This window comes from Streptomyces sp. NPDC040610 (assembly GCF_055594065.1).
Genome location: NZ_JBVIXA010000003.1, coordinates 194,466 through 217,547, shown reverse-complemented (window position 1 = coordinate 217,547; position 23,082 = coordinate 194,466). Strand labels below are relative to the sequence as shown.

General features: G+C 72.5%; 23 protein-coding genes. 9 read left to right on the top strand and 14 right to left on the bottom strand.

Annotation, left to right across the window (positions count from 1 at the left end; genetic code table 11):
• The 4 genes from ACZ6AA_RS13630 to pdhA all read right to left on the bottom strand — a co-directional run.
• Nucleotides 1-681: molybdenum cofactor guanylyltransferase (locus tag ACZ6AA_RS13630; protein WP_471458049.1), on the bottom strand; the 681-nt coding region annotated here is incomplete at its 3' end.
• Nucleotides 682-771: 90 nt separating this feature from the next.
• A complete protein-coding gene (locus tag ACZ6AA_RS13625; protein ID WP_471458047.1) occupies nt 772-2,418 on the bottom strand; it encodes a dihydrolipoamide acetyltransferase family protein in 1,647 nt (548 codons plus the stop codon).
• Nucleotides 2,418-3,422 carry an alpha-ketoacid dehydrogenase subunit beta gene (locus ACZ6AA_RS13620; protein WP_468454043.1) on the bottom strand — a complete coding sequence of 335 codons (1,005 nt, stop codon included), beginning with the start codon at nt 3,420-3,422 and terminating at the stop codon, nt 2,418-2,420. The genes ACZ6AA_RS13625 and ACZ6AA_RS13620 overlap by 1 nt, the downstream gene beginning before the upstream one ends.
• Nucleotides 3,419-4,561: a pyruvate dehydrogenase (acetyl-transferring) E1 component subunit alpha gene (pdhA, locus tag ACZ6AA_RS13615; protein ID WP_468454041.1), complete on the bottom strand. Its 1,143-nt coding sequence runs from the start codon at nt 4,559-4,561 to the stop codon at nt 3,419-3,421. Before pdhA ends, ACZ6AA_RS13620 begins: the two co-directional genes overlap by 4 nt.
• Before the next feature lie 191 nt (nt 4,562-4,752).
• Here pdhA and ACZ6AA_RS13610 point away from each other — a divergent pair, with 191 nt between their 5' ends.
• The gene (locus ACZ6AA_RS13610; RefSeq protein WP_468454039.1) at nt 4,753-5,253 is read left to right on the top strand and encodes an Lrp/AsnC family transcriptional regulator; all 501 of its coding nucleotides are present in this window, start codon (nt 4,753-4,755) and stop codon (nt 5,251-5,253) included.
• A 57-nt stretch (nt 5,254-5,310) separates the two neighbouring features.
• On the opposite strand, the gene ACZ6AA_RS13605 is transcribed toward ACZ6AA_RS13610, so the two are convergent.
• On the bottom strand, nt 5,311-5,904 hold the full coding sequence (locus ACZ6AA_RS13605; RefSeq protein ID WP_468454037.1) for a TetR/AcrR family transcriptional regulator: 594 nt from the start codon (nt 5,902-5,904) through the stop codon (nt 5,311-5,313).
• Nucleotides 5,901-7,415: a 3-hydroxyacyl-CoA dehydrogenase gene (locus ACZ6AA_RS13600; RefSeq protein WP_471458044.1), complete on the bottom strand. Its 1,515-nt coding sequence runs from the start codon at nt 7,413-7,415 to the stop codon at nt 5,901-5,903. The genes ACZ6AA_RS13605 and ACZ6AA_RS13600 overlap by 4 nt, the downstream gene beginning before the upstream one ends.
• A 217-nt stretch (nt 7,416-7,632) precedes the next feature.
• Here ACZ6AA_RS13600 and paaN point away from each other — a divergent pair, with 217 nt between their 5' ends.
• Nucleotides 7,633-9,324 (top strand): phenylacetic acid degradation protein PaaN, encoded by a 1,692-nt coding sequence (paaN, locus tag ACZ6AA_RS13595; protein ID WP_471458042.1) that lies wholly within the window; start codon nt 7,633-7,635, stop codon nt 9,322-9,324.
• A gap of 34 nt (nt 9,325-9,358) precedes the next feature.
• On the opposite strand, the gene ACZ6AA_RS13590 is transcribed toward paaN, so the two are convergent.
• Genes ACZ6AA_RS13590 through ACZ6AA_RS13580 form a run of 3 tightly spaced genes read right to left on the bottom strand, consistent with a single transcriptional unit; the run spans nt 9,359 to nt 12,358 of the window.
• Nucleotides 9,359-10,168: a TrmH family RNA methyltransferase gene (locus tag ACZ6AA_RS13590; RefSeq protein ID WP_468481565.1), complete on the bottom strand. Its 810-nt coding sequence runs from the start codon at nt 10,166-10,168 to the stop codon at nt 9,359-9,361.
• 55 nt (nt 10,169-10,223) lie between these two features.
• On the bottom strand, nt 10,224-11,519 hold the full coding sequence (locus tag ACZ6AA_RS13585; protein ID WP_471458470.1) for an HTTM domain-containing protein: 1,296 nt from the start codon (nt 11,517-11,519) through the stop codon (nt 10,224-10,226).
• A complete protein-coding gene (locus tag ACZ6AA_RS13580; RefSeq protein WP_471458031.1) occupies nt 11,519-12,358 on the bottom strand; it encodes a DUF5819 family protein in 840 nt (279 codons plus the stop codon). The genes ACZ6AA_RS13585 and ACZ6AA_RS13580 overlap by 1 nt, the downstream gene beginning before the upstream one ends.
• Nucleotides 12,359-12,609: 251 nt before the next feature.
• Here ACZ6AA_RS13580 and paaA point away from each other — a divergent pair, with 251 nt between their 5' ends.
• The 6 genes from paaA to ACZ6AA_RS13550 all read left to right on the top strand — a co-directional run bounded on the left by paaA (nt 12,610) and on the right by ACZ6AA_RS13550 (nt 17,571).
• Entirely contained in the window at nt 12,610-13,623 is a 1,014-nt protein-coding gene (gene paaA, locus ACZ6AA_RS13575) for a 1,2-phenylacetyl-CoA epoxidase subunit PaaA (RefSeq protein WP_471458029.1), read from the top strand.
• Nucleotides 13,620-13,910 carry a 1,2-phenylacetyl-CoA epoxidase subunit PaaB gene (gene paaB, locus ACZ6AA_RS13570; RefSeq protein WP_471458027.1) on the top strand — a complete coding sequence of 97 codons (291 nt, stop codon included), beginning with the start codon at nt 13,620-13,622 and terminating at the stop codon, nt 13,908-13,910. The genes paaA and paaB overlap by 4 nt, the downstream gene beginning before the upstream one ends.
• Before the next feature lie 11 nt (nt 13,911-13,921).
• Nucleotides 13,922-14,692, top strand: coding sequence for a 1,2-phenylacetyl-CoA epoxidase subunit PaaC (paaC, locus tag ACZ6AA_RS13565; RefSeq protein ID WP_471458468.1), 771 nt, complete (start codon nt 13,922-13,924; stop codon nt 14,690-14,692).
• Complete coding sequence (gene paaD / locus ACZ6AA_RS13560; RefSeq protein ID WP_471458025.1) at nt 14,686-15,213, top strand: 1,2-phenylacetyl-CoA epoxidase subunit PaaD; 528 nt, start codon at nt 14,686-14,688, stop codon at nt 15,211-15,213. Before paaC ends, paaD begins: the two co-directional genes overlap by 7 nt.
• Nucleotides 15,213-16,280, top strand: coding sequence for a 1,2-phenylacetyl-CoA epoxidase subunit PaaE (paaE, locus tag ACZ6AA_RS13555; RefSeq protein ID WP_471458023.1), 1,068 nt, complete (start codon nt 15,213-15,215; stop codon nt 16,278-16,280). The genes paaD and paaE overlap by 1 nt, the downstream gene beginning before the upstream one ends.
• 139 nt (nt 16,281-16,419) lie before the next feature.
• Entirely contained in the window at nt 16,420-17,571 is a 1,152-nt protein-coding gene (locus ACZ6AA_RS13550; protein ID WP_468454019.1) for an acyl-CoA dehydrogenase family protein, read from the top strand.
• A 167-nt stretch (nt 17,572-17,738) separates the two neighbouring features.
• Here the strand turns inward: ACZ6AA_RS13550 and ACZ6AA_RS13545 are convergent, their stop codons facing one another.
• The 5 genes from ACZ6AA_RS13545 to ACZ6AA_RS13525 all read right to left on the bottom strand — a co-directional run bounded on the left by ACZ6AA_RS13545 (nt 17,739) and on the right by ACZ6AA_RS13525 (nt 21,847).
• Entirely contained in the window at nt 17,739-18,068 is a 330-nt protein-coding gene (locus tag ACZ6AA_RS13545) for a rhodanese-like domain-containing protein (RefSeq protein ID WP_468454315.1), read from the bottom strand.
• A 103-nt stretch (nt 18,069-18,171) separates the two neighbouring features.
• The gene (locus ACZ6AA_RS13540; protein WP_468454017.1) at nt 18,172-19,032 is read right to left on the bottom strand and encodes a J domain-containing protein; all 861 of its coding nucleotides are present in this window, start codon (nt 19,030-19,032) and stop codon (nt 18,172-18,174) included.
• A gap of 9 nt (nt 19,033-19,041) precedes the next feature.
• The gene (locus ACZ6AA_RS13535) at nt 19,042-20,586 is read right to left on the bottom strand and encodes a DUF2252 domain-containing protein (RefSeq protein ID WP_468481642.1); all 1,545 of its coding nucleotides are present in this window, start codon (nt 20,584-20,586) and stop codon (nt 19,042-19,044) included.
• A gap of 164 nt (nt 20,587-20,750) precedes the next feature.
• Complete coding sequence (locus ACZ6AA_RS13530; RefSeq protein ID WP_468481560.1) at nt 20,751-21,272, bottom strand: hypothetical protein; 522 nt, start codon at nt 21,270-21,272, stop codon at nt 20,751-20,753.
• Between the two features lie 11 nt (nt 21,273-21,283).
• A complete protein-coding gene (locus ACZ6AA_RS13525) occupies nt 21,284-21,847 on the bottom strand; it encodes an RNA polymerase sigma factor (RefSeq protein ID WP_468454013.1) in 564 nt (187 codons plus the stop codon).
• Between the two features lie 189 nt (nt 21,848-22,036).
• Between ACZ6AA_RS13525 and ACZ6AA_RS13520 the strand changes: the two genes are divergently transcribed.
• On the top strand, nt 22,037-22,942 hold the full coding sequence (locus ACZ6AA_RS13520) for an alpha/beta fold hydrolase (RefSeq protein WP_468481558.1): 906 nt from the start codon (nt 22,037-22,039) through the stop codon (nt 22,940-22,942).
• The last annotated feature ends 140 nt before the right edge of the window (nt 22,943-23,082 follow it).

Here is a 23,082-nt window from a genome sequence, read left to right as displayed (position 1 = left end):
CTCCGTGGAGCCAACGACGTTGGCGGGCCTCAGGGCACCACTTGCACCAGTTGCACCAGGGGGTTCTTCCGCCCCGGCAGCCCCTGCCATACCGGCGAGTCCAACAGAAGCAGCAGGCCCCGTCGACCCCCTCAGCCCCGCCACACCCGCCACACCCGCCGCACGCCCCGCCCCCGCCGACCCCGAAGGCCCGCTGGCCGCAGGCGCCCCACCTCCCCCGAGCCCCGCCAACTCCCTCCGCAACGCCCCGCTCCGGTAAGCGGCGACGAGCGGCTGGTCCCGGCCCTCGGGGTCGGTGAGCAGCACGCCGTCCGCGCCGTCGGCCGCGGCGAGGGTGGCGACGAGTCGGCGTACGGTCTCCTGCCGCAGGAACGGCAGGTCGGCGGAGAGCACCACGACCACCTCGGCGTGTGTGCGGCGCAGCCCGGCGTCGAGGGCGGCGAGCGGACCGCCGCCTTCGGGCTCCTCACGGGCCCACTCCACGGGCCGTCCGGTGGGCCGGGGCGCCGCGACGACGACGGTGGTCCCGGCGTCGGCGCACGCCGCGAGCACCCGGTCGAGCAGGGCCCGGCCGCCCACCCGTACACCGGGCTTGTCCGCGCCGCCGAGCCGCGCGGCGCGCCCGCCGGCGAGCACGACGGCGTCGAACGCGGCGGTGTCCGGAGCTGTGCGCGAGGTCATCCCCCGAGTATGGGCGCACCCCCGGTCAATGCCACCTCCGCGGCCGCGCTCCGGCCCGCACCTCGCTCCCGGTGCGTGCCGGAGCGTGCGTCACACCGACCGCAGCAGCACCGCCGGCTGCTCCACGCAGTCCGCGACGAACCGCAGGAATCCGCCCGCCGTGCCGCCGTCGCACACCCGGTGGTCGAAGGTGAGCGAGAGCTGGACTACCTGACGGACCGCCAGCTCGCCCTGGTGCACCCATGGTTTGGGCACGATCCGGCCGACGCCGAGCATCGCCGCTTCGGGGTGGTTGATGATCGGCGTGGAGCCGTCGACCCCGAACACCCCGTAGTTGTTCAACGTGAACGTGGACCCCGTGAGTTCCCCCGGCGTCAGCGTCCCGGTCCTTGCCGCGTCCGAGAGGCGGGCGAGCTCCGCGCTCAGGGACTCCGTGTCGCGTGCGTGCGCGCCCTTCACGACGGGCACGACGAGTCCGCGGTCGGTCTGCGCGGCGAAGCCGAGGTGCACCTGGTCGAGCCGCACGATCTCACGGGCTTCCATGTCGACCGTGGAGTTGAGCTCCGGGTAGCGGGCGAGGGCGGCGGTGCAGACGCGGGCGAGGAGCGCGAGCAGGGAGACCTTCGGTCCGCCCGCCGCGTTCATCGCCCGGCGCGCGGCCATCAGTTCCGTCGCGTCGGCGTCGACCCAGCACGTGGCGTCCGGTATCTCACGACGGCTGCGCGCCAGCTTGTCGGCGACGGCACCGCGAACACCCCGCAGGGGAATCCGCGTACCGCCTCCGGGGACCGCGGCCGACCGCGCGCCGCCGACGGCCCCCCGCTCGCCGCCCGCCGACTGCGCACGCGTCCCCGCGCCCTCGGCGACGCCCGCCCCGGGGCTCCCGAAGGTGGCCCCGATGCCCGACGCCACGGCCCGTGCCGCCACGGACGCCGACGCCGGACCCGCGACCGGCGCCGCCGAGGCCCGCATGGCGTACTCCACGTCGGCCCGCAGGATCAGCCCGTCCGGCCCGGATCCCACCAACTCCCGCAGGTCCACGCCGTTCTCCCGGGCGAGCTTGCGGACGAGCGGGGAGATCACGGGGACCGGGCCGTCCCCGCGCGCGGCCGCCGCACCCGGGCCGGAGTCGGGCCCGGCCTCGGCCGCAGCCGCCGTCCCCGCCGTCACAGTCACCGGTGAGCCCTCCGCGCGGGAGACGGCGCCGAGGCCGTCGCCCGCGTCCCCGGAACCCGCACCCGCACCCGCACCCGCACCGGAACTCGCGCCGGACGCCGTGTCCGCACCGCTCCCCCCGGACTGCCCGGCAGCCCCCGACGTGCCCCCGTTCGCGGGCCGCACCCGGCGCCGTCGCGCGGGCGCCGCCGCCGTGCCGTACCCGACGAGGACGTTCCCGGACGCCTCGTCCCCGCCCGCCTCGGGAGTGCCGTCGGCGGACGCGCCCGACCGCGTACCGGAGGCGGCCGCGCCGGTCTCCAGGTCAGCGACCGACGCCCCCACGGCGACCGTCAACAGCGGCGCGCCCACGGGGAGTTCCGTGCCCTCCTCGCCGAATCGGGCGGTCACCACGCCCCCGTACGGACAGGGGACCTCGACCATCGCCTTGGCGGTCTCCACCTCCACGACCGGCTGGTCCACCTCGACGACGTCGCCGACCCGCACCAGCCAGCGGGTGATCTCCGCCTCCGTGAGGCCTTCGCCGAGGTCGGGCAGCTTGAACTCGAGGACCTGCGCCATCAGCTCTCCGCCTCCCACTGCAGCCGTGCCACCGCGTCCAGGATCCGGTCGACGCCCGGCAGATGGTGCCGCTCCAGCATCGGCGGCGGATAGGGGATGTCGAACCCGGCGACCCGCAGCACCGGCGCCTCCAGGTGGTGGAAGCACCGCTCCGTGACGCGCGCGGCGATCTCCCCGCCGGGGCCTCCGAAGCCGCCCGACTCGTGCACGACGACCGCGCGCCCCGTGCGCCGCACGGACGCCGTCACCGTCTCGTCGTCGAACGGCACCAGCGAGCGCAGGTCGACGACTTCGAGGTCCCAGCCCTCGGCCCGCGCCGCCTCGGCGGCCTCCAGGCAGACGGGCACGGACGGGCCGTACGTGAGCAGCGTCGCGCTGCGGCCCGCGCGCCGCACCACGGCCTTCCCGATGGGTTCAACGCTTGCGGGCTCGTCCGGGTTCCAGTCGGCCTTGGACCAGTAGAGCCGCTTCGGCTCCAGGAAGACGACCGGGTCGTCGGAGGCGATGGACGCGCGCAACAGGCCGTAGGCGTCGGCGACGGTGGCGGGCGTGACGACGTGCAGCCCGGGCGTCGCCATGTAGTACGCCTCGGAGGAGTCGCTGTGGTGCTCGACGCCGCCGATCCCGCCGCCGTACGGCACCCGGATGGTGATCGGGAGCGGCATGCCGCCCCGGGTGCGGTTGCGCATCCGCGCCACGTGCGAGATCAACTGCTCGAAGGCGGGGTACGCGAACGCGTCGAACTGCATCTCGACGACGGGCCGCAGCCCGTACATCGCCATGCCGACCGCCGCCCCGAGGATGCCCGCCTCCGCGAGCGGGGTGTCCGTGCAGCGGTCGTCGCCGAACTCCTTCGCGAGCCCGTCGGTGACCCGGAAGACCCCGCCGAGCGTGCCCACGTCCTCGCCGAGGACGTGCACGGACGGGTCGTCGGCCATCGCGTCGCGCAGCGCGCGCCCGAGGGCCTGGCCCATGGTGGCCGGTTTCACGGCGACAGTGGTCATCGTCCCGCTCCGTCCGGCTCGTTCTCGGCCTCGAGCTCGGCCCGCAACTGGGCCGCCTGCTCCCGCAGCTGGCTGGTCTGCTCGGCGTACACGTGCGTGAACAGGTCCATGGGGTCGAGGACCGGGTCCTGGTTCATCCGGGCCCTGAGGTCCGCGGCCATCGCCTCCGCGTCCTCGCGGACCGCGCGCCTGCGGTCCTCGTCGAGCAGGCCGCGCTCGGTGAGTTCGCGCTCCAGGAGGAGGATCGGGTCGTGGTCCTGCCAGGCCTCGACGTCCGCGTCCTGGCGGTAGCGCGTGGCGTCGTCGGCGTTCGTGTGCGCCTCCATCCGGTACGTGACGGCCTCGATGAGCGTGGGGCCGCCGCCCTCACGGGCGCGCCGCACCGCTTCGGAGAGGACCTCGTGCACCGCGACCGCGTCGTTGCCGTCGACCAGACGGCCGGGCATGCCGTACCCGACGGCCTTGTGGGCCAGGGACGGCGCGGCCGTCTGCTTGGCGAGCGGCACGGAGATCGCGAAGCCGTTGTTCTGCACGAGGAAGACCACGGGCGCCTGCCAGACCGCGGCGAAGTTCAGCGCCTCGTGGAAGTCGCCCTCACTGGTGCCGCCGTCGCCGACCATGGCGAGCGCGACCACGTCGTCACCCTTCAGGCGCGCGGCGTGGGCGAGGCCGACGGCGTGCGGGAGCTGGGTGGCCAAGGGGGTGCACAGGGGCGCTATGCGGTGCTCCCGCGGGTCGTAGCCGGTGTGCCAGTCGCCGCGCAGCAGCGTGAGGGCCGCCACCGGGTCGAGGCCGCGGGCGACCGCCGCGAGGGTGTCGCGATAGCTGGGAAACAGCCAATCCTGCTCGCGCAGGGCGAGCGCGGCGGCGATCTCGCACGCCTCCTGGCCGGTGCTCGACGGATAGACGGCGAGCCTGCCCTGCTTGGTCAGGGCGGTCGCCTGCGTGTTGTACCGCCGGCCGCGCACGAGCTCGCCATGGAGGCGGAGAAGCAGCTCCCGGTCCGCCTCGCGCGCGGCGTCGGTGCCGAGCACGCGATACGGCTCGGCGTCCGGCAGCAGCGGCGCGGGGTCGGTCCTGAGCTGCCATGCGGGGGGCGGGGCGGGCCGGTAGGCGCCCCGCTGCTCCATGACCGTCATGACGGCACCTCCTGGTGGGAAGCGATCTCCTCGTGGGAGCGGCAACAGAGGCGCGACGATGTGATGCGCCTCACCTACCGATTGTTCGGTCGTCGGCACATTTTGGCTACAGGCACCTCCAGGCTGTGGACAAACGGTTCTCCACAGCCTGGGATGGACGCAGTACGTCCATGGTAGGGAGGCGGGGGGACATGGCACCTGAACGAATGGCTGACGGGAACGCGGCGGGGCGTCCGGAACCCCAGCCCCGCCCGCTGGACGCCATCGACCGCGACATCCTGCAGATCCTGCACACGGACGGTCGCGCCTCGATACGCTCCGTGTCCGAGCGGGTGCATGTCTCGCGGGCGAACGCCTACGCGCGCATCAACCGCCTCATCGAGGACGGCGTCATCCGTGGTTTCGGCGCCCGCATCAACCACGAGCGGGCCGGCCAGGGCGCCTCCGCCTACATCACCCTGAAGATCGTCCAGAACACCTGGCGCACGGTGCGCGAGCAGCTGCGGACCCTGCCGGGCGCGTCCCACATCGCGCTGGTCAGCGGGGACTTCGACGTCCTGCTCCTGGTGCACACGCCGGACAACCGGGCGCTGCGCGAGCTGGTCCTCACGCGTCTCCAGGCCATGCCTGAGGTCCTCAGCACGCGCACACTGCTGGTCTTCGAAGAGGACGACCTGGAGGCGGAGGGCTGACGCCCGGCGCCCGCGCGATGCGGCACCCGGGCGCCCTCGACCCCCGACAGCCGCTGGTCAGCCGTCGGTGCGCAGCCCCGCGAAGGCCATCTGCACGACCGCGTCGGCGACTTCCTGGCCGCTCGCGGCGTTGTGGGCGTCCGGCCGGTACCACTCCACGATGGAGTTGATCATTCCGAAGAGCAGCCGGGTGGCGAGCCGCAGCTCGACGTCCGAGCGCAGGTCGCCGTCCGCGACGGCCTCCTTGAGCAGCCCGGCGACCTCGTGGTCGAACTCCCTGCGCCGCTCCAGGGCCCACCGCTCGGTGTCCGTGTTGCCGCGCACGCGCAGCAGCAGCGTCACATAGGGCAGCTCGGCGACCAGGACCTCGACGGTGCGGCGCGTGACGTACTCCAGGCGTCGCACCGCGCTGCCCTCGCGCGCGTGCTCCTCGGCGAGGATCCCGAAGAGGCCGTCGAGCGCCCGGCTCACCGCACGGCGCAGCAACTCCTCCTTGCCCGCCACATGGTGGTAGATCGACGACTTGGAGATACCGGCCGCCTTGGAGAGGTGCTCCATGGACGTGCCGTCGTAGCCGCGCTCGTTGAAGACCCGCACGGCGACCTCGAGGAGGGTCTCCGGGGTGTACGTGTCACGCCGGGCCGTGGTCATGAGTGCTCCTCCCGCGCGGCCGCCTGGCGCAACGCCTGTGAGGGGGCGTAGCGCCCCGTGGGGTACTCGCCGTGCATGCTGTCGAGGAAGTCCGCCACCCAGTACGTACGAAGTGCCGCTCCCCAGGAGAGCGGTCCGCGCGGGTAGTTCACGCCCAGGCGCATGGCGGTGTCGATGTCGTCGGCGGCGGCCACACCGCGCGCCACGGCGTCGTGCGCGAAGTCCACGAGCAGGGCGACCGTACGGGCCACGATCAGCCCCGGGGCGGCGCCCACGACGCTGACCTTCTTGCCGAGCGCCTGGAAGAGCCCCACCGCCTCGCCGAGGGCCTGCTCGCTCACGCGGGCCCCGGGGGCCAGGGCGATCCTGGTGGCCGAGGCGTAGTCGAGCGCCAGGTCGAACTGGATGGTGGGCTCCGCGGCGGCGTCGGCGGACGAGCCGTCGGCGAGGCGGAGGCGGACGCCGCTGGGCAGTTCGATCCAGCCGGGAAAGTCCGGGTACGCGGCGTCCCCGGCCTCGACACGGACCCCGGCGGCCTCGATGAGCGGGACCAGCGCGGCGGCCTGGAACAACTCGCCGTGCAGGGCGACGGACTCCGGCGCCGGCGCGGGCGCCGCCGTGTGCGGCTCGGCCTTCTCGGCGCCGTCCCCGTACGCGTACCAGCCCTGTCCCGACTTGCGTCCCAGGCGCCGTGACTCGACGAGGCGGCGCTGGGCGAGGGACGGGGTGAACTTGGGGTCCTGGAAGAACGACTCCCAGACCGAGCGTGTGACGGCTTCGTTGACGTCCTGGCCGATGAGGTCGGTGAGTTCGAAGGGGCCCATCTTGAAGCCGCCGCACTCGCGCAGCACCGCGTCGATCGTCGCGGGGTCGGTGGCCCGCTCCTCGTGCAGGCGCAGCGCCTCGGCGTAGAAGGGCCTGGCGACGCGGTTGACGATGAACCCGGGGGTGTCGGCGCAGCGCACCGGCGTCTTGCCCCAGGCCTTCGCGGTGTCGTACGCGCGCGTGGCCGCCGCTTCGTCCGTGGCGTGGCCGCTGACGACCTCGACCAGGGGCAGCAGCGGGGCGGGGTTGAAGAAGTGCAGTCCGACGAAGCGGCCGGGGTGCTTCAGCGCGCCCGCGACAGCGGTCACGGACAGGGACGAGGTGTTCGTCGCCAGCAGACAGCTCTCGGCGACGACCTCCTCCAGGTCCTGGAACAGCCTTTGTTTGACGTCCAGTTGCTCCAGGACGGCTTCGACGACGAGGTCGCATCCGGCGAGTCCCGCGAGGTCCTCGACGGCGCTCAGGCGGCCGGTCGCGGCGTCGCGGGCGGCGGCATCGAGGCGGCCCTTCTCCACGAGGCGGTCGAGGCGGGCGGTGATCGCGGCGGCCGCCGTCTTCGCGAAGCCGGGCGCGGCGTCGTAAAGACGCACGGGATGGCCCGCCACCAGCGCGACCTGGGCGATGCCCTGGCCCATGGTGCCGGTGCCGACCACGGCGACGGGGCCGCTGAGATCGAGTGCTGTCATGCTCGCGATCCTCCCGCACGGGGGTGTCGGCCGGGAAACAGGGGGTCTTGGCCAGGGGTTCGGGGCGGCCGGGGGGAGGTTTTCCACAGGTTCGGCAGACCCCCTTGTACCGACCGATCGTTCGGTTACTCTAGCTCTGTCCAGCTGTTCCTGCCCACTGCCCCTGCCCAGCTCGCCAGCTCGAAGGAGAGCTGACTCGACGAGGAGTTGGTCCCTCATGGCCGCCGAACTCACCGCGCACCAGCTGATCGCCAAGCACCGGCCCACCCTCGACCAGGCGCTGGAGACGATCCGCACGCGCGCGTACTGGTCGCCGCACCCCGAACACCCCAAGGCCTACGGGGAGAACGGAAGCCTGAGCCTGCCCGAGGGCAAGGCGGCCTTCGAGGCCCTCCTGAACAGCCGATTCGACCTCGACCAGCCGGGCACCGACGACTGGACGGGCGCGGAGACCTCGCCGTTCGGCCCCGAGTTGGGCATCACGTATCCGCATCCGGACGTGGACACCCTGCTGCCCGCCATGCGCGCCGGGATGCGCGCCTGGCGCGACGCGGGCGCGGAGACCCGCGCCATGGTCTGTCTGGAGATCCTGTCGCGCATCAGCGCCCGCACGCACGAGTTCGCGCACGCGGTCATGCACACCAGTGGCCAGGCCTTCATGATGGCGTTCCAGGCCGGCGGCCCGCACGCCCAGGACCGCGGCCTCGAAGCGGCGGCGTACGCATTCGCGGAGCAGTCCCGCACCCCCGACAACGCGGAGTGGACCAAGCCCCAGGGCAAGCGCGACCCGCTCGCCCTGACCAAGCGCTTCACGCCGGTCGGGCGCGGCATCGCCCTCCTGATCGGCTGCAACACCTTCCCGACGTGGAACGGCTACCCCGGCCTGTTCGCCTCCCTGGCCACCGGCAACCCCGTCCTGGTCAAGCCGCACCCGCGCGCGGTGCTGCCGCTCGCCCTGACGGTGCGCGTCGCCCGCGAGGTCCTGGCCGAGGCGGGCTTCGACCCGAACCTGGTCGCGCTGGCCGCCGAGCGGCCCGGCGAGGGCATCGCCAAGACCCTCGCGACCCGCCCCGAGATCAAGATCATCGACTACACGGGCTCGACGTCCTTCGGCGACTGGCTGGAGGCCAACGCCCGCCAGGCGCAGGTCTACACGGAGAAGGCGGGCGTCAACACGGTCGTCGTCGAGTCGACCGACAACTACAAGGGAATGCTGTCGAACCTGGCCTTCTCCCTGTCGCTGTACAGCGGCCAGATGTGCACGACCCCGCAGAACCTCCTGATCCCCCGCGAGGGCATCGCGACGGACGCGGGCGCGAAGTCGTACGACGAGGTGGTCGCGGACCTCGCGGGCGCGGTGGACGGCCTCCTCGGTGACGAGGCCCGGGCCAACGGCATCCTCGGCGCCCTGGTCAACCCGGACGTGAAGGCCCGCCTGGACGCGGCCCCCGGAATCGGCGAAGTCGCCCTCGCCTCACGGCAGGTCAGCAACCCGGAGTTCCCCGACGCCGTGGTGCGCACCCCGGTGATCGTCAAGCTCGACGGCGCCAAGCCGGACGCCGAGGCGGCCTACCTCAGCGAGTGCTTCGGCCCGGTCTCCTTCGCCGTCGCGGTCGACTCGGCGGCGGACGCGGTGGAGCTGCTGCGGCGCACGGTGCGCGAGAAGGGCGCGATGACCGTCGGGGCGTACACGACGTCCGCGGAGGTGTCCTCGGCCGTCGAGGAGACCTGCCTGGAGGAGAGCGCCCAGCTGTCGCTGAACCTCACGGGCGGCGTCTATGTGAACCAGACGGCGGCGTTCTCGGACTTCCACGGCTCCGGCGGCAACCCGGCGGCGAACGCCGCGCTGTGCGACAGCGCGTTCGTGGCCAACCGCTTCCGCGTGGTGGAGATCCGCAAGGAGGCGTGAGCCGGGCGGCGCCACGGCCCCCGAGGGAGCGGGCTCAGGCCTGGGCCTTCGGGGGCATGCCCGACGACCAGTGGAAGAGCGCCATCGCGACGCTCGTGGCGAGGTTGTAGCTCGACACCTGCGGCCGCATCGGCAGCGACACCAAGTGGTCGGTCCGGGCGCGCAGTTCGGCCGAGAGGCCGCTGCGCTCGGACCCGAAGGCCAGCACGGCGTCATCCGGGATCTCGACGCCCCGGATGTCCTCGCCCTCCGCGTCGAGGGCGAACAGGGGCCCCTTGGGCAGTTCCCCGACGTCCACGCGCTCCACGGCCGTCGCGAAGTGCAGGCCCGCGCCGCCGCGCACGACCGTGGGGTGCCAGGGGTCGAGCGTGCCGGTCGTCACGACTCCCGTCGCGCCGAAGCCCGCCGCGAGCCGGATCACCGCCCCGGCGTTGCCGAGGTTGCGCGGGTCGTCCAGGACGACGACAGGGGCGGCCCTGGGCGTGCGCTCCAGCGCCGCCAGGTTGGCGGCACGTGACGGGCGTACCGCCAAAGCGGCCACGGCCGTGGGGTGCAGCCGGGGCACGAGGGCGCGCAACGTCGCGTCGTCGGTCTCGGCGAGCAACGCGTCGAGCGCGTCCGACACATCCGGCGCCAAGTCCTGCGCAAGGCCGAGTACACCGGCCTTGTCGCTGGTCAGGGCGACGGGGATACGGGCGCCGAAGCGAAGCGCGTGCTTCAGGGCGTGAAAGCCGTCGAGGAGTACGGAGACGTCGGCGAGGCCGTGCCAGACACCGACCGGATCGGTCGGCTCCCCGCGCTCCGGACCGCAGTCGCCCGCGCCCTCCGTACGACTACCGCTCATCGCCACTACCGCCCACTACCGCCACTCTTGCCTCGACCCGTACCGCCACCACCGCTCACGCACCGAAGCCTACGCGCGCGTGCTCGGTGGCATCCCGGGTGTGTTCCTCCCCGGGCGGCCCCGGCGACGCCTCCGTGCGGGAGAGCCGCGGCACCCGTGAGAGCAGCCTCTTGCGCGTGCGGGCCACCCAGCCGCCGAGGCGCCGCAGGAACGACGTGGGCAGGAAGACCGCGTCGGCCGCGATCATCGCGAGCGAGAAGAACGGCAGCCCCAGGACGACGGCGATGACGGCGTGCTCGAAGATCATCACCGCGAGCAGCACGTTCTTGACGCGCCGGTTGAACAGCGTGAACGGGAAGGCGACCTGCACGGCGACCGTCCCGTACGTCACCAGCATCACCAGGACGCCGTGCGAGGTCAGCAGGTCGGCGAGCGCGGGCCAGGGCGAGAAGTAGTCGAGCTGGAGCGGGTAGTAGACGGCCGTCCCGTCCTGCCAGCGACTGCCCTGGATCTTGTACCAGCCCGCCGTGGCATAGATCAGACATGCCTCGACCATGATCACCAACAGGGCGGCGTTGTGGGCGAGATTGGCGACGACGTCGAGCAGCACACGCGCCTCACCGTCCGGCGCGCGCCGCCCGGCGACCCACCACAGCCCGTGCGCGACCCACAGCCCCCAGAACAGCAGCAGCCAGAACCAGCTGAGCTCCCCCATGAACGTCACCACGGACAGGGCGAGGCCGAGCACCCACCACAGGGCGGGACCGACCCGGTCACCCCCGCCCACGCGAGCGCCGTCGTCCTCGCGGATGCTCTCGTCCCCACGGCTGTCACCATCACCAGGGCCGCCGTCATCCCCGTGGTCGAGCCGTGCGGCACGCGCGCGTGCCGCACGGCGCGCGTCCAGGGACCAGACCTGGCCGCACCGCGTGAAGACCAGGTAGATCGCCATGAGATGGATGACGTTGTCGCCGCCGTCCCCCATGAAGATGCTGCGGTTCTGCAGGGACAGCACGCCGATCATGAACAGCACGGACATGGTGCGGGTGCGCCAGCCGACCAGCAGCAGGGCGCTGGAGCCGATCGCGAGGAAGTAGACGATCTCGAACCACACCCGGCCGTCCGACCACATCAGCGCCGTGAAGGCGTCGTTGGCGGAGATGAGCTGCTGGGCCATGTCCCAGCTCCAGGGGCCGTCGGGCCCGTACAGCTCACGCCGGTGCGGCAGTTCACGCAGCAGGAACAGCAGCCAGGTGGCGGCGAAGCCGATACGGACCACCGCGGTCTGGTACGGGCCGAGGGCCTGGGCCGTGACACGCTGCACGCCCCGAGCGAGCGGGTCGAGACGGATCACCGGACGCTCCTCTTCTGTTCCACGGCCACGTCTCTGCGCGCGCGGTCCTCGCCGACCAGCGGCAGGTCGCCCGGCGTGACCGACCACCACGGAAGCACGCGCAGCACGGGCTTGGTGGTGATCTTCTCGTCGCTCCACTCCGGCGGCTGTACGCCCGTGGTCCGTGAGCGCACCTGCACCTGGTCGAACGTCTCCCCGCGGGCGAGCGGCTCGTGCCGGTGCAGGCGCAGCAGCACGATGCGGCGGATGTAGCGCTCCGACAGTTCGCCGCGCAGACCGGTGGGACGATTCTGCGCGTCGTGCGTGGAGACGAAGAAGTCCCAGCCGCGGCGCAGCTCGTTCTGCTGCGTGTGGCTCGGCAGGAGGTTGTGGTCGATGGCGGCGCCGTCCTGCGCGGAAAGGTCGTACCAGCGCGTGGTCCTGCCGACCCCGTCCGCGGTCCGGATCTGCGCGCGGACCTGCACCGACACATTCTGCTGAAGCGGGTTCGGCGCGAACAGCTTCCAGTTCTGCTCGAACTCCGGATAGATCCAGTCGTCGACGGTCCGGCCGTGTTCCTTGGTGACGGTGTTCGACGGCGCCACGTGCAGGAACACCATCCCGACGTGGACGCAGACGGTGGCGACGACCACGGCGAGGACGAGGGCGGCGACGACCTGCGAGGGGCGGGAGAGGGCGGCGATGCCGGTACGGGCGGGTGCGATGCCGGTACGGGCGGGTGCGGCGCCGGGGCCCGTGGGCGCGGCGTCCGAGGCGGTGGGGGCGGCGCCGGAGGCCGTGGGCGCGGCGTCGGACCCGGCGGGCTCGCCGCCCACATCCTTGTCGTACCCGTCCATCTCGCCCCGTTCCTCGACCCCACGACCGAACCCTGCCGCCGGAACCGTACTCAGGCCCGCCCGCCAGGCCCAGCGTCCCGGAGGTTATCCACAGGGTTGACACCTTATGGCGAGGCGCCGCACCATTGAATTCCAATGAACCGAACGATCGGTCGGTCGGCGGGTTCGACGGAATGCCGGAATGCCGGTGCAGAGGCACACCGGCAGGACGAGAGTTGCGAAGACACTGCCCGAGGTCGAGGGGGACCGAGATGGCGACAGCACACCAGCCGCTCACCACGGCACCGCACAAGCCCGCGGCCGCCGCCGTGGACAGCGCCGTGGACACCGCGGTGCTGGAGTCGGCCTTCGACGCGGCCGTCGCGGCCGACGAGCGCATCGAGCCGCGTGACTGGATGCCGGACGCCTATCGCGCCACGCTCGTGCGCCAGATAGCGCAGCACGCCCACTCCGAGATCATCGGCATGCAGCCCGAGGCCAACTGGATCACGCGCGCGCCGTCCCTGCGCCGCAAGGCGATCCTGATGGCCAAGGTCCAGGACGAGGCGGGCCACGGCCTGTATCTGTACAGCGCCGCGGAAACGCTCGGCGCGAGCCGGGACGACCTGCTCGACAAGCTCCACTCGGGCCGCCAGAAGTACTCATCGATCTTCAACTACCCGACCCTGACCTGGGCGGACGTAGGAGCCATCGGCTGGCTCGTGGACGGCGCGGCGATCACCAACCAGGTCCCGCTGTGCCGGTGTTCGTACGGCCCCTATGCCCGCGCGATGGTCCGCGTCTGCAAGGAGGAGTCGTTCCACCAGCGCCAGGGGTACGAACTGCTGCTCGCCCTGAGCCGCGGCACCGAGGCGCAGCACGCGATGGCCCAGGACGCCGTGGACCGCTGGTGGTGGCCGTCGCTGATGATGTTCGGCCCGCCGGACGCGGAGTCGTCGCACTCCGAGCAGTCCATGATCTGGAAGATCAAGCGCCACTCGAACGACGAGCTGCGCCAGCGCTTCGTGGACATCTGCGTCCCCCAGGCAGAGTCGCTCGGCCTGACGCTCCCCGACCCGGACCTGAAGTGGAACGAGGAGCGGGGGCAGCACGACTTCGGCCCCATCGACTGGAGCGAGTTCTGGTCGGTCCTCAAGGGCAACGGCCCGTGCAACGACCAGCGGATCACGCAGCGCAAGCGAGCCCACGAAGAGGGCGCCTGGGTGCGTGGGGCGGCGGCCACGTACGCCGCCAAGCAGAGCGAGCGCAAGGAGGCGACCGCATGACCGGCTCGACCGAATGGCCGCTGTGGGAAGTGTTCGTGCGCTCGCGCCGCGGCCTGTCCCACACGCACGCGGGCAGCCTGCACGCCCCGGACGCCGAGATGGCCCTGCGCAACGCCCGGGATCTGTACACCCGCAGGAACGAGGGCATCTCCCTCTGGGTCGTGCCGTCCGCGCAGATCACCGCCTCCTCGCCGGACGAGAAGGACTCCTTCTTCGAGCCCGCCGCCGACAAGCCCTACCGTCACCCGACGTTCTACGACATCCCGGAAGGAGTGAAGCACCTGTGACCTCCGCGCCCATGACCCCAGCGCCGTCGGCCGCCGCGACCCCGCCCGCCGCCGCCCCGGCCTCCGATGCCCCCGCCGTCCACACCGCGGCCCTCGCCCTGGGCGACGACGCCCTGGTGCTCTCGCACCGCCTGGGTGAGTGGGCGGGCCACGCCCCCGTCCTCGAAGAAGAGGTGGCCCTGGCGAACATCGCCCTGGACCTGCTCGGCCAGGCCCGGGTGCTGCTCTCCCTGGCGGGCGACGAGGACGAGCTGGCGTATCTGCGCGAGGAGCGCTCCTTCCGGAACCTCCAGCTGGTCGAGCAGCCGAACGGCGACTTCGCGCACACCATCGCCCGCCAGCTGTACTTCTCCGTGTACCAGAACCTCATGTACGGCCAACTGGCGGCGGCCGAAAGCCCCTTGGCGCCGCTCGCCGCGAAGGCCGTCAAGGAGGTCGCCTACCACCAGGACCACGCCGAGCAGTGGACGCTCCGGCTCGGCGACGGCACGGCCGAGAGCCATGAGCGGATGCAGCGCGGCGTGGACGCGCTCTGGCGCTTCACCGAGGAGATGTTCGCACCCGTGGCCGGTCTCGACCTCGACCGGGAGGCCCTGCGGGAGCAGTGGACGGCCACGGTCACCGACGTGCTCGAGAAGGCGACGCTCACCGTGCCCGAGGGCCCGCAGAGCGGGGCTTGGACGGCCGGCGCCGGACGCGAGGGCCTGCACACGGAGTCGTTCGGCCGGATGCTCGCCGAGATGCAGCACCTGCACCGCAGCCACCCGGGGGCGTCATGGTGACCACGGCCCCCGCCGAGCCGACAACGGCCCCCGCGCCCACCGCCCTTGAGGCCAGGCTGCACGCCCTCGCGGGCTCCGTGCCCGACCCCGAGCTGCCCGTCCTCACCCTCGCCGAGCTGGGCGTGCTCCGCTCCGTCCGGGTCAGCGGCACCGGCCATGTGGACGTCGAGCTGACCCCGACGTACACGGGCTGCCCCGCCATCGAGGCCATGAGCGCGGACATAGAGCAGGTGCTGCGCGAGGACGGCCGGGACGATGTCACGGTGCGCACGGTGCTCTCCCCCGCCTGGTCGACGGACGACATCAGCGCCGAAGGCCGCCGCAAGCTCGCGGAGTTCGGCATCGCGCCGCCCCGCCCGCACGCCGCCGACGGACCGATCCCGCTCACCCTCACGGTCCGCTGCCCGCACTGCGGCTCGACGGACACCGAACTGCTCAGCCGCTTCTCCTCCACCGCCTGCAAGGCGCTGCGCCGCTGCGTCACCTGCCGGGAGCCCTTCGACCACTTCAAGGAGCTGTGATGGCGCGCTTCCACCCGCTCCGTGTGGCGGCCGTCGAGGAGCTCACCGACGACGCCGTGACGCTGACGTTCGAGGTGCCACCGCACCTGCGCGAGGAGTATCGGTACGCCCCCGGCCAGCACCTCGCCCTGCGCCGCGTCGTCGACGGCACGGAGATCCGGCGTACGTACTCGATCTGCTCCCCGGCCCCGCACCCCCGAGCTCCCGGCGAGCCGAGGCGGTTGCGGGTGGGGGTGCGTGTGGTGGAGGGCGGCGCCTTCTCGACGTACGCGCGCAAGGATGTCGTCGTCGGGGACGAGCTGGAGGTGATGACACCGGCGGGCCGCTTCACCCTGGATCCGGCTCCGGGGAGGTATGCCGCGGTGGTCGGCGGCAGTGGGATCACGCCGGTGCTCTCCATCGTCACGACGCTCCTGGAGCGCGAGCCGGACGCCGAGTTCTGTCTGATACGCAGCGACCGCACGGCCGCGTCCACGATGTTCCTCGACGAGGTCGCCGACCTGAAGGACCGCTGGCCGGACCGCTTCCAGCTGGTGACGGTGCTCTCCCGCGAGGAGCAGCAGGCGGGGCTCAACTCGGGCCGTCTGGACGAGGAGCGCCTCGCACGGCTGCTGCCCGCGCTGCTGCCGGTCGAGGAGGTCGACGGCTGGTTCCTGTGCGGGCCCTACGGCCTGGTGCAGGGCGCGGAGCGGACGCTGCGGGCGCTGGGAGTGGCGCGGCGGCGCATCCACGAGGAGATATTCCACGTGGACGACGGCCTCACGTCGGCTCCGGCGGTGCCCGCTCCGGCGGACAGCACGGTCACGGTCACCCTCGACGGCCGCTCCGGCACCTGGCCGGTGCAGGCGGGGGAGTCCCTGCTCGACACGGTGCTGCGCAACCGCGCGGACGCGCCGTTCGCCTGCAAGGGCGGAGTGTGCGGTACGTGCAGGGCGTTCAAGGTGTCCGGCGAGGTCCGCATGGACCGGAACTTCGCGCTGGAGCCGGAGGAGACCGAGGCCGGCTATGTGCTGGCGTGCCAGTCGCATCCGACCACGGACAAGGTGGAGTTGGACTTCGACCGCTGAGCGGCCCACCACGCGGGGCCCGACGCCGGACCACCGCCGCGGCTGTTCCCTTCCCATAGAACGTGTTCTATCTTGACGACCCGTCAGAAACTGAGGCGGAGCCGACGAGACCGAACCGGCCGGTGCGGAGGGACAAGCAGTGGACTTCACCTTCTCCGAGGAGCAGCAGGCGGCTCTCGAGGCGGCCAAGGCGGTCTTCGCCGGGGTCGCGCCGGACGGCGTGCCCAGCCCCGCCCTCACCCCCCGGGCCGTCGCCGAGGACTTCGACCGCGCGCTGTGGGCCAAGCTCGCCGACGCCGACCTGCTCAGCCTGCTGATGGCACCCGAGTACGGCGGGTCGGGCCTGGACCCCATCGCGCTCTGCCTGGTGCTGCGCGAGTCGGCGAAGGTGCTGGCGCGTGTCCCGCTGCTCGAGAGCTGTGCGGCCGCGTACGCCGTTCAGATCTACGGCGGCGACGAGTTGAAGCAGGTCGTCCTGGAGTCGGCCGCGTGCGGCGGGACCGTCCTGACCGTCGCCGCGAACGGCCGCACCGGCCACGACGGCGCCGAACTCGCCGTCACCGCGCGCCCCGACGGCGACGACTGGATCCTGGACGGCCTCCAGACCGGCGTCCCCTGGGCCTACGACGCCGACATCACCGTCGTGCCCGCCACGACCCCCGACGGCCGCGCCGTCCTCGCTCTCGTCGCGTGCGGGCTGTCCGGGCTCGCCCTCGCCGAGCAGTTCTCCACGAGCGGGGAGCGGCTCGGCGAACTGCGCTTGGACGCGGTGCGGGTCGGCGCCCGGGACGTGATCACGGCGGAGGGCGCCTGGGACTTCCTCCGGGACCTGCTCGCGACCGGCACCTGCGCGCTCGCGCTCGGACTCGGTACGGGCGTGCTCGGCATGACGAGTGAATACACCGGCAAACGCGAGCAGTTCGGGTTCCCGGTCGCCACCTTCCAGGCGGTCGCCATGCAGGCCGCCGACCGCTACATCGACCTGCGCGCCATGGAGGTCACCCTCTGGCAGGCAGCCTGGCGGCTCAGCTCACCGGACCGCGCGGGCGCGGGCAACGGCGGGCCGCTCCCGGTCTCCGGGGATGTGGCGGTGGCCAAGATCTGGGCGTCGGACGGCGTTCGTCGGGTGGTGCAGACCGCACAGCACCTGCACGGCGGCTTCGGCGCCGACACCGACTACCCCCTGCACCGCTACCACGCCTGGGCCAAGCACCTGGAGCTCGCGCTCGGCCCGGCAGCGGCACACGAGGACGCCCTCGGCGACCTGCTGGCGGCACACTCCCTCAGCTGAGGCGACGGCTCACGCAGCCGAGGCGCCAGCTCACGGAACTGAGGCGACGGCTCACCCAGCCGAGGCGCCAGCTCACACAGCTGAAGCGATGGCTCGCGACCGGGCGACGACGGCCGCACCACACCCACGCCGGGCGGGGCCACGCCGGGCCACGGACCCCGACCGGGCTAGATCACCGTGCCGGGCTGGCCCTTTTCATCGACGACGGCCTTGCCCGAGGCCTCCCAGACCTGCATGCCGCCGTCGACGTTCACCGCGTCGATGCCCTGCTGCGCGAGGTACATGGTCACCTGGGCGGAACGGCCGCCGGACCGGCAGATGACGTTCACCTTGCCGTCCTGCGGCGCCGCCTCGGTCAGCTCTCCGAAGCGGGCGACGAAGTCGCTCATCGGGATGTGCAGCGCCTCCGGCGCGTGACCCGCCTGCCATTCATCGTCCTCGCGGACGTCCAGCAGGAAGTCTCCGTCCGAGAGGTCGCCGACCGTGACCGTGGGCACACCAGATCCGAATTCCATGCACCCGACGCTACCCGACCGCCACCGCCCCACCGCCGCCCACCCACAGGGCACAACCCGCCGTCCCGCTCAGGCGCTCAGGCGCTCAGGCAGTCAGCCGCTCCAGCTCCGCCTCGCGCTCCGCGACCTGGGCCAGCAGCTGCTCGGCGATCTCCTCCAGAAGCCGGTCCGGATCGTCGGGCGCCAGCTTGAGCATCGACCCGATCGCGCTCTCCTCCAGCTCCCGGGCCACGACCGAGAGCAGCTCCTTGCGCCGGGCGAGCCATTCGAGCCGGGCGTACAGCTCCTCGCTCGGCGTGGGCCGCAGCTCCTCGGGCACCGGACCCGCCGCCCACTCGGCGAGCAACTCCCGCAGCAGCGCCTCGTCACCACGGCCGTACGCGGCGTTCACGCGGGTGATGAACTCGTCGCGGCGCCCGCGCTCCTTCTCGTCCTGCGCGAGGTCGGGGTGGGCCTTGCGGACCAGCTCCCGGTAGAGCTTGCGGACCTCGTCGCTCGGCCGCACCCGCTGCGGCGGCCGGACGGCCTGCTCGGTGAGCATCGCGGCGGCCTCGGGGAAAAGGCCGTCGCCGTCCATCCAGCCGTGGAACAGCTCCTCGACCGCCGGCATCGGCAGCACCCGCGCCCGCGCCTCGTCCGCCTTGCGCAGGTCCTCCGGGTCACCGGACCGCGCCGCCACGGCCTCGGCGATCAGGGCGTCCAGCTCGTCCAGGCGCGAGTACATCGGGCCGAGCTTCTGGTGATGCAGCCGGGAGAAGTTCTCCACCTCGACCCGGAACGTCTCCACGGCGATCTCGTACTCGATCAGCGCCTGCTCGGCGACGCGCACGGCCTTCTCAAGCCGCTCCTCGGGCCGCGCACCGGCATCGGCCCGGCCATCCGCCACCGCCTCGTGCGGCTGCTCGGGCGTCTCAGGGCTCGTCGGCTCGGCTTCCGGGGTCGTCACCTGTCCAGCCTAGGCCACAGCTCCCGGGGTCACGGCTCCCTGGTCCGAGGCCCGCAGCCGCCCCTCGCGCACCGCGGCGACCAGGTGGGCGTGGTCGGCCTCCGTGCGGTCCGCGTACGTCACTGCGAAGGCGGCCACGGCCTCGTCCAGCTCGTCGTTCTTGCCGCAGTACCCGGAGATGAGCCGGGGGTCGGCGCTGTGCGCGTGGGCGCGGGCGAGCAGGGCGCCGGTCATGCGGCCGTAGTCGTCGAGCTGGTCGGCGGCGAGTGCGGCCGGGTCCACGCTGCCCTTGCGGTTCCTGAACTGCCGTACCTGGAAAGGCCGTCCGGAGATCGTCGTCCAGCCGAGCAGGAAGTCGCTGACGACCTGCATGCGCTTCTGGCCGAACACCACCCGCCGACCCTCGTGCTCGCTCTCCTGCTCCTTGAAGCCGGCCACCGGCAGGTGCGGCAGCAGCGCGGAGGGCCCGGCCTCCTTGACCTGGAGGACCAGCGGCTCCCCCCGGTGGTCGAGGAGCAGCACCACATAGGAGCGCAGTCCGACGCTGCCGGTGCCCACGACGCGGAAGGCGACGTCCTGGATGGAGTACCTCGCGAGGAGGGGGAGGCGGTCCTCCGGCAGGGTGGTGCGGTACTCACCGAGGGCTGCGGCGACCGCCGCCGCCTCCTCGTCCGGTATCCGCCGCAGCACCGGGGGCGCGTCGACGAAGCGCCGGGGCGTGACGCCGCCCGCCGGGGCCCCGGCGTCCGGGACCGGCTCGGTGGACTTGGCGGCGAAGCGGGCGCTCGTGTTCTGCCGGGCCTTCTCGGAGACGCGGTCGAGGGTGCCGAGCAGGTCGCGGGCGTCGGTGTGGGAGACCAGTTCCTCGTCGGCGATCGCGTTCCAGGCGTCCAGTACGGGGAGCTTGGCGAGGAGGCGCATCGTGCGGCGGTAGGCACCCACCGCGTCGTAGGCCGCCTCGGCACAGGTGTCCTCCTTGGCGCCCGCTTCCCGTCCGGCCAGGACGAGGGAGGTGGCGAGACGCTTGACGTCCCACTCCCACGGCCCGTGCACCGTCTCGTCGAAGTCGTTCAGGTCGATGATGAGGCCGCCGCGCGCGTCCCCGTAGAGACCGAAGTTGGCCGCGTGGGCGTCGCCGCATATCTGGGCGCCGATGCCGGTGAGCGGGGTGCGGGCGAGGTCGTACGCCATGAGTCCGGCGGAGCCGCGCAGGAAGGCGAAGGGGGACGCGGCCATCCTGGCCACCCGCAGCGGCGTCAGCTCGGCGAGCCGCCCCCGGTTGGTCTCCTCGATGACGGAGACGGGGTCGGGACGGTGGTCGTCCTCCACGAACTCCGCGTGCGCGGTGCGCGGGGTGCGTCCCCGCAGGTTCTTGCCCTCCTGCTTGGGCTGCGCAGGTACGACGGACCCGGCCGACCCGGCGCCCCCGGACGAACCGGACACCCCCGCCGCCCCGCCTCCGGGCCAGTGCGCGAACCCCTCCACACGCGGCAGCCGCCGCACGCCCGGCTGCTCGACCCCCGCGAACGCCATACCGTCGCCGCCCACACCCATCGCCCCCCTGTTTGCCGACAACCCGACCACCACCGGGCCCCCCGAACTCGATCGCCGGGCCCGCGAAATCAACTGACACCGACGGTACCGCCGCGGGCGAATTCCCGTCACAGCCTGTGGATAACTCTCCCCGCACCTCCCACCGAGCCAGGCAAAACCCCAGCTCAGGCCCTACCTCCCGCGACCTCTCCGCGCCGCACCGCCACGCGCCGACGAGTCCTGTCGATCATGCGGGCCCCCCTCCCGCGTCCGATCGGCCGCAGCGGGGAGAGGCCACCGCGGAGCCAGCCGGGCCGGGCCCCGCCCAGAACAGCGAAGCGCGTCCCCGCGCCCTCCGCCACAGCGGCCATCCCGCCGATCACCATCCGGCTCTGCATCAGGCACCAGCCCGACTGCAGCAGTACGTCGAAGTCGGCGGCATGCCCCAGCGGGCCGTGCGCCACGGCCCGCCACCGATCACGACCGCCCTCCGCGGCACCCCCCGCTCCCCCTTCCTCCAGCCGAAACGCCCGTATCGACGGAATGAGGTGCGGCAGCTCACCCTCCAGATCCCCGGCCACCGCCCACACCTCCGCGAAGGGCACGTCGAGGTAAGCCTCCGCGTACATCACCGAGTTCAGGCCCGCCGCCAGCACCCGGAGCCTGCGGACCGGGTCGAGCCCGCCCGTCGACCGATCGGCTTCCATCGCATCCCCGTTCACCGCACCCACGCCTTCCGGAAGTTGTCGCGGGCCCGGTGCAACCGGGACTTCACCGTTCCGATCGATACGTTCAGCAACTCACCCGCCGCCTTCTCGTCCAGGCCCTCCAACTCCCGCAGGACCAGGATGGCCCGGTGTTCGGAGGAGAGCCGACGCAGCACGTCGTGCACTTCGGAGGCGATCTCCGTAGTGGTTCGCGTGCCCAGTAGGCCGACGATTCCGTCGCAGTCGTCGACCGGTACAGGGACCTCCCGGGAGGCACGCCGGGCGACACGTACCGCCTCACGTACGGCGATCGTGCGCACCCAGGCGTACAGCGAGCGCGGATCCTTGAGTTTCGGCAGTCCCCTGAAGACAGCGATCAGCGCTTCCTGCACCGCGTCCGCCGTGTCCGTCAGGGCGATGGGACGGCAGAGTCGGCTCACGTACGGAGTGAGCAGTTCGAGCAGGTCGTTGAGCGCCAGCACGTCACCGGACCGCGCCGCCACGACCAGCGGCTCAGCGGCGGCCCACGGAGTGACGTGAACCTCCTCGGCGGCATCCCGCCCACCCTGGCCCACGCCCTCACCAACCCCAACCCCAACCCCAACATCGGCATCCGCACCCGCACCCGCACCCGCACCCGCACCCGCACCCGCACCCGAGTCAGCCGAATTCATCCCCCACCCCCTCCAAATCCAACGGAACCTTCTCCCCACCCGCCGCCTCCTGACACCCCGACAACCAACCGCACTTCAAGGAGGTTCGCCATGACTTCGATCGCGGACGAGGTGGACGCGGGCGAGATGCCACACCTGGCAGGCGTGCGCCACCACTACAGGGACGTGCGGGGCGTACGCCTGCACATGGCGGAGGCCGGGGACGCGGACGCGGAGCCGGTCCTGCTGCTGCACGGATTCCCGCAGCACTGGTACGCCTGGCGCCGGATCATTCCGCGGCTCGCGGGCGAGTACCGGCTGATCTGCCCGGACCTGCGCGGCTTCGGCTGGTCGGAGGCACCGGCCAAGGGGTACGACACCGACAGCCGGGTCGACGACGTCCTCGCGCTGCTGGACGCGCTGGGCCTGGACCGGGTGCGGCTGATCGGGCACGACTGGGGCGCCTGGGCCGGGTTCCACGCCTGCCTGCGCGCGCCCGAGCGCTTCAGCCACCACCTGGCGCTCAACATGATGCATCCGTGGCCGCTGCACCGCCGCCTCATGCCGCAGGCCTGGCGGTTCTGGTACACGGCGCTCCTGGAGCAGCCGCTGCTCGGCCGGTGGGTACTGCGCAGGCGGCCGGGCCTGACCCGGTACCTGCTGCGCAAGGGCGTGGTGGACCAGGCCGTGTGGGAGCCGGACGTGCTGGCCGGGTTCGTCGCGTCGAGCCGGGAGCCGGGCCGGGCGCGGGCCGGTGAGGCGCTGCACCGGGGTTTCGCCCTGCGGGACATCTCCCGGCTGGTGCTGGGCCGGTACAAGGGGCTCCGGCTGCACACCCCGACGGTGGTCCTGGGCGGCGACGCGGACTTCATGCTGCCGCCGGGCGTACTGACCGAGGATCCGGTGCGCGCGCCGCGGCTGCGGGTCGAGGTGGTGGACGGCTGCGGCCACTACGTCCACGAGGAACACCCCGAAGCGGTGGTCTCGGCAGCGCGCGCGCTCTTCACGAGCCCGTGATCACCCGACCGATCGATTGCCGCGCGGCCGGACCGCGACAAGCGCGTAGATGACCTGAGGAGGGCAAGAAATACGCGCGGGCCCTGATCGTGAGATAGCTCACCGTCGGGGCCCTGAAAGTGTCACCACCACGAGAAACG

Bases quoted from the DNA above. Each gene is read 5' to 3' on its own strand.
- ACZ6AA_RS13600 (WP_471458044.1), bottom strand. From the start codon at position 7,415: ATGACAGCACTCGATCTCAGCGGCCCCGTCGCCGTGGTCGGCACCGGC.
- ACZ6AA_RS13530 (WP_468481560.1), bottom strand. From the start codon at position 21,272: ATGGAAGCCGATCGGTCGACGGGCGGGCTCGACCCGGTCCGCAGGCTC.
- pdhA (WP_468454041.1), bottom strand. From the start codon at position 4,561: ATGACGGTCATGGAGCAGCGGGGCGCCTACCGGCCCGCCCCGCCCCCC.
- ACZ6AA_RS13620 (WP_468454043.1), bottom strand. From the start codon at position 3,422: ATGACCACTGTCGCCGTGAAACCGGCCACCATGGGCCAGGCCCTCGGG.
- ACZ6AA_RS13580 (WP_471458031.1), bottom strand. From the start codon at position 12,358: ATGGACGGGTACGACAAGGATGTGGGCGGCGAGCCCGCCGGGTCCGAC.
- paaE (WP_471458023.1), top strand. From the start codon at position 15,213: ATGGCGCGCTTCCACCCGCTCCGTGTGGCGGCCGTCGAGGAGCTCACC.
- paaA (WP_471458029.1), top strand. From the start codon at position 12,610: ATGGCGACAGCACACCAGCCGCTCACCACGGCACCGCACAAGCCCGCG.
- paaN (WP_471458042.1), top strand. From the start codon at position 7,633: ATGGCCGCCGAACTCACCGCGCACCAGCTGATCGCCAAGCACCGGCCC.
- paaC (WP_471458468.1), top strand. From the start codon at position 13,922: ATGACCCCAGCGCCGTCGGCCGCCGCGACCCCGCCCGCCGCCGCCCCG.
- ACZ6AA_RS13625 (WP_471458047.1), bottom strand. From the start codon at position 2,418: ATGGCGCAGGTCCTCGAGTTCAAGCTGCCCGACCTCGGCGAAGGCCTC.
- paaB (WP_471458027.1), top strand. From the start codon at position 13,620: ATGACCGGCTCGACCGAATGGCCGCTGTGGGAAGTGTTCGTGCGCTCG.
- ACZ6AA_RS13590 (WP_468481565.1), bottom strand. From the start codon at position 10,168: ATGAGCGGTAGTCGTACGGAGGGCGCGGGCGACTGCGGTCCGGAGCGC.
- ACZ6AA_RS13610 (WP_468454039.1), top strand. From the start codon at position 4,753: ATGGCACCTGAACGAATGGCTGACGGGAACGCGGCGGGGCGTCCGGAA.
- ACZ6AA_RS13605 (WP_468454037.1), bottom strand. From the start codon at position 5,904: ATGACCACGGCCCGGCGTGACACGTACACCCCGGAGACCCTCCTCGAG.
- ACZ6AA_RS13520 (WP_468481558.1), top strand. From the start codon at position 22,037: ATGACTTCGATCGCGGACGAGGTGGACGCGGGCGAGATGCCACACCTG.
- ACZ6AA_RS13535 (WP_468481642.1), bottom strand. From the start codon at position 20,586: ATGGGTGTGGGCGGCGACGGTATGGCGTTCGCGGGGGTCGAGCAGCCG.
- paaD (WP_471458025.1), top strand. From the start codon at position 14,686: ATGGTGACCACGGCCCCCGCCGAGCCGACAACGGCCCCCGCGCCCACC.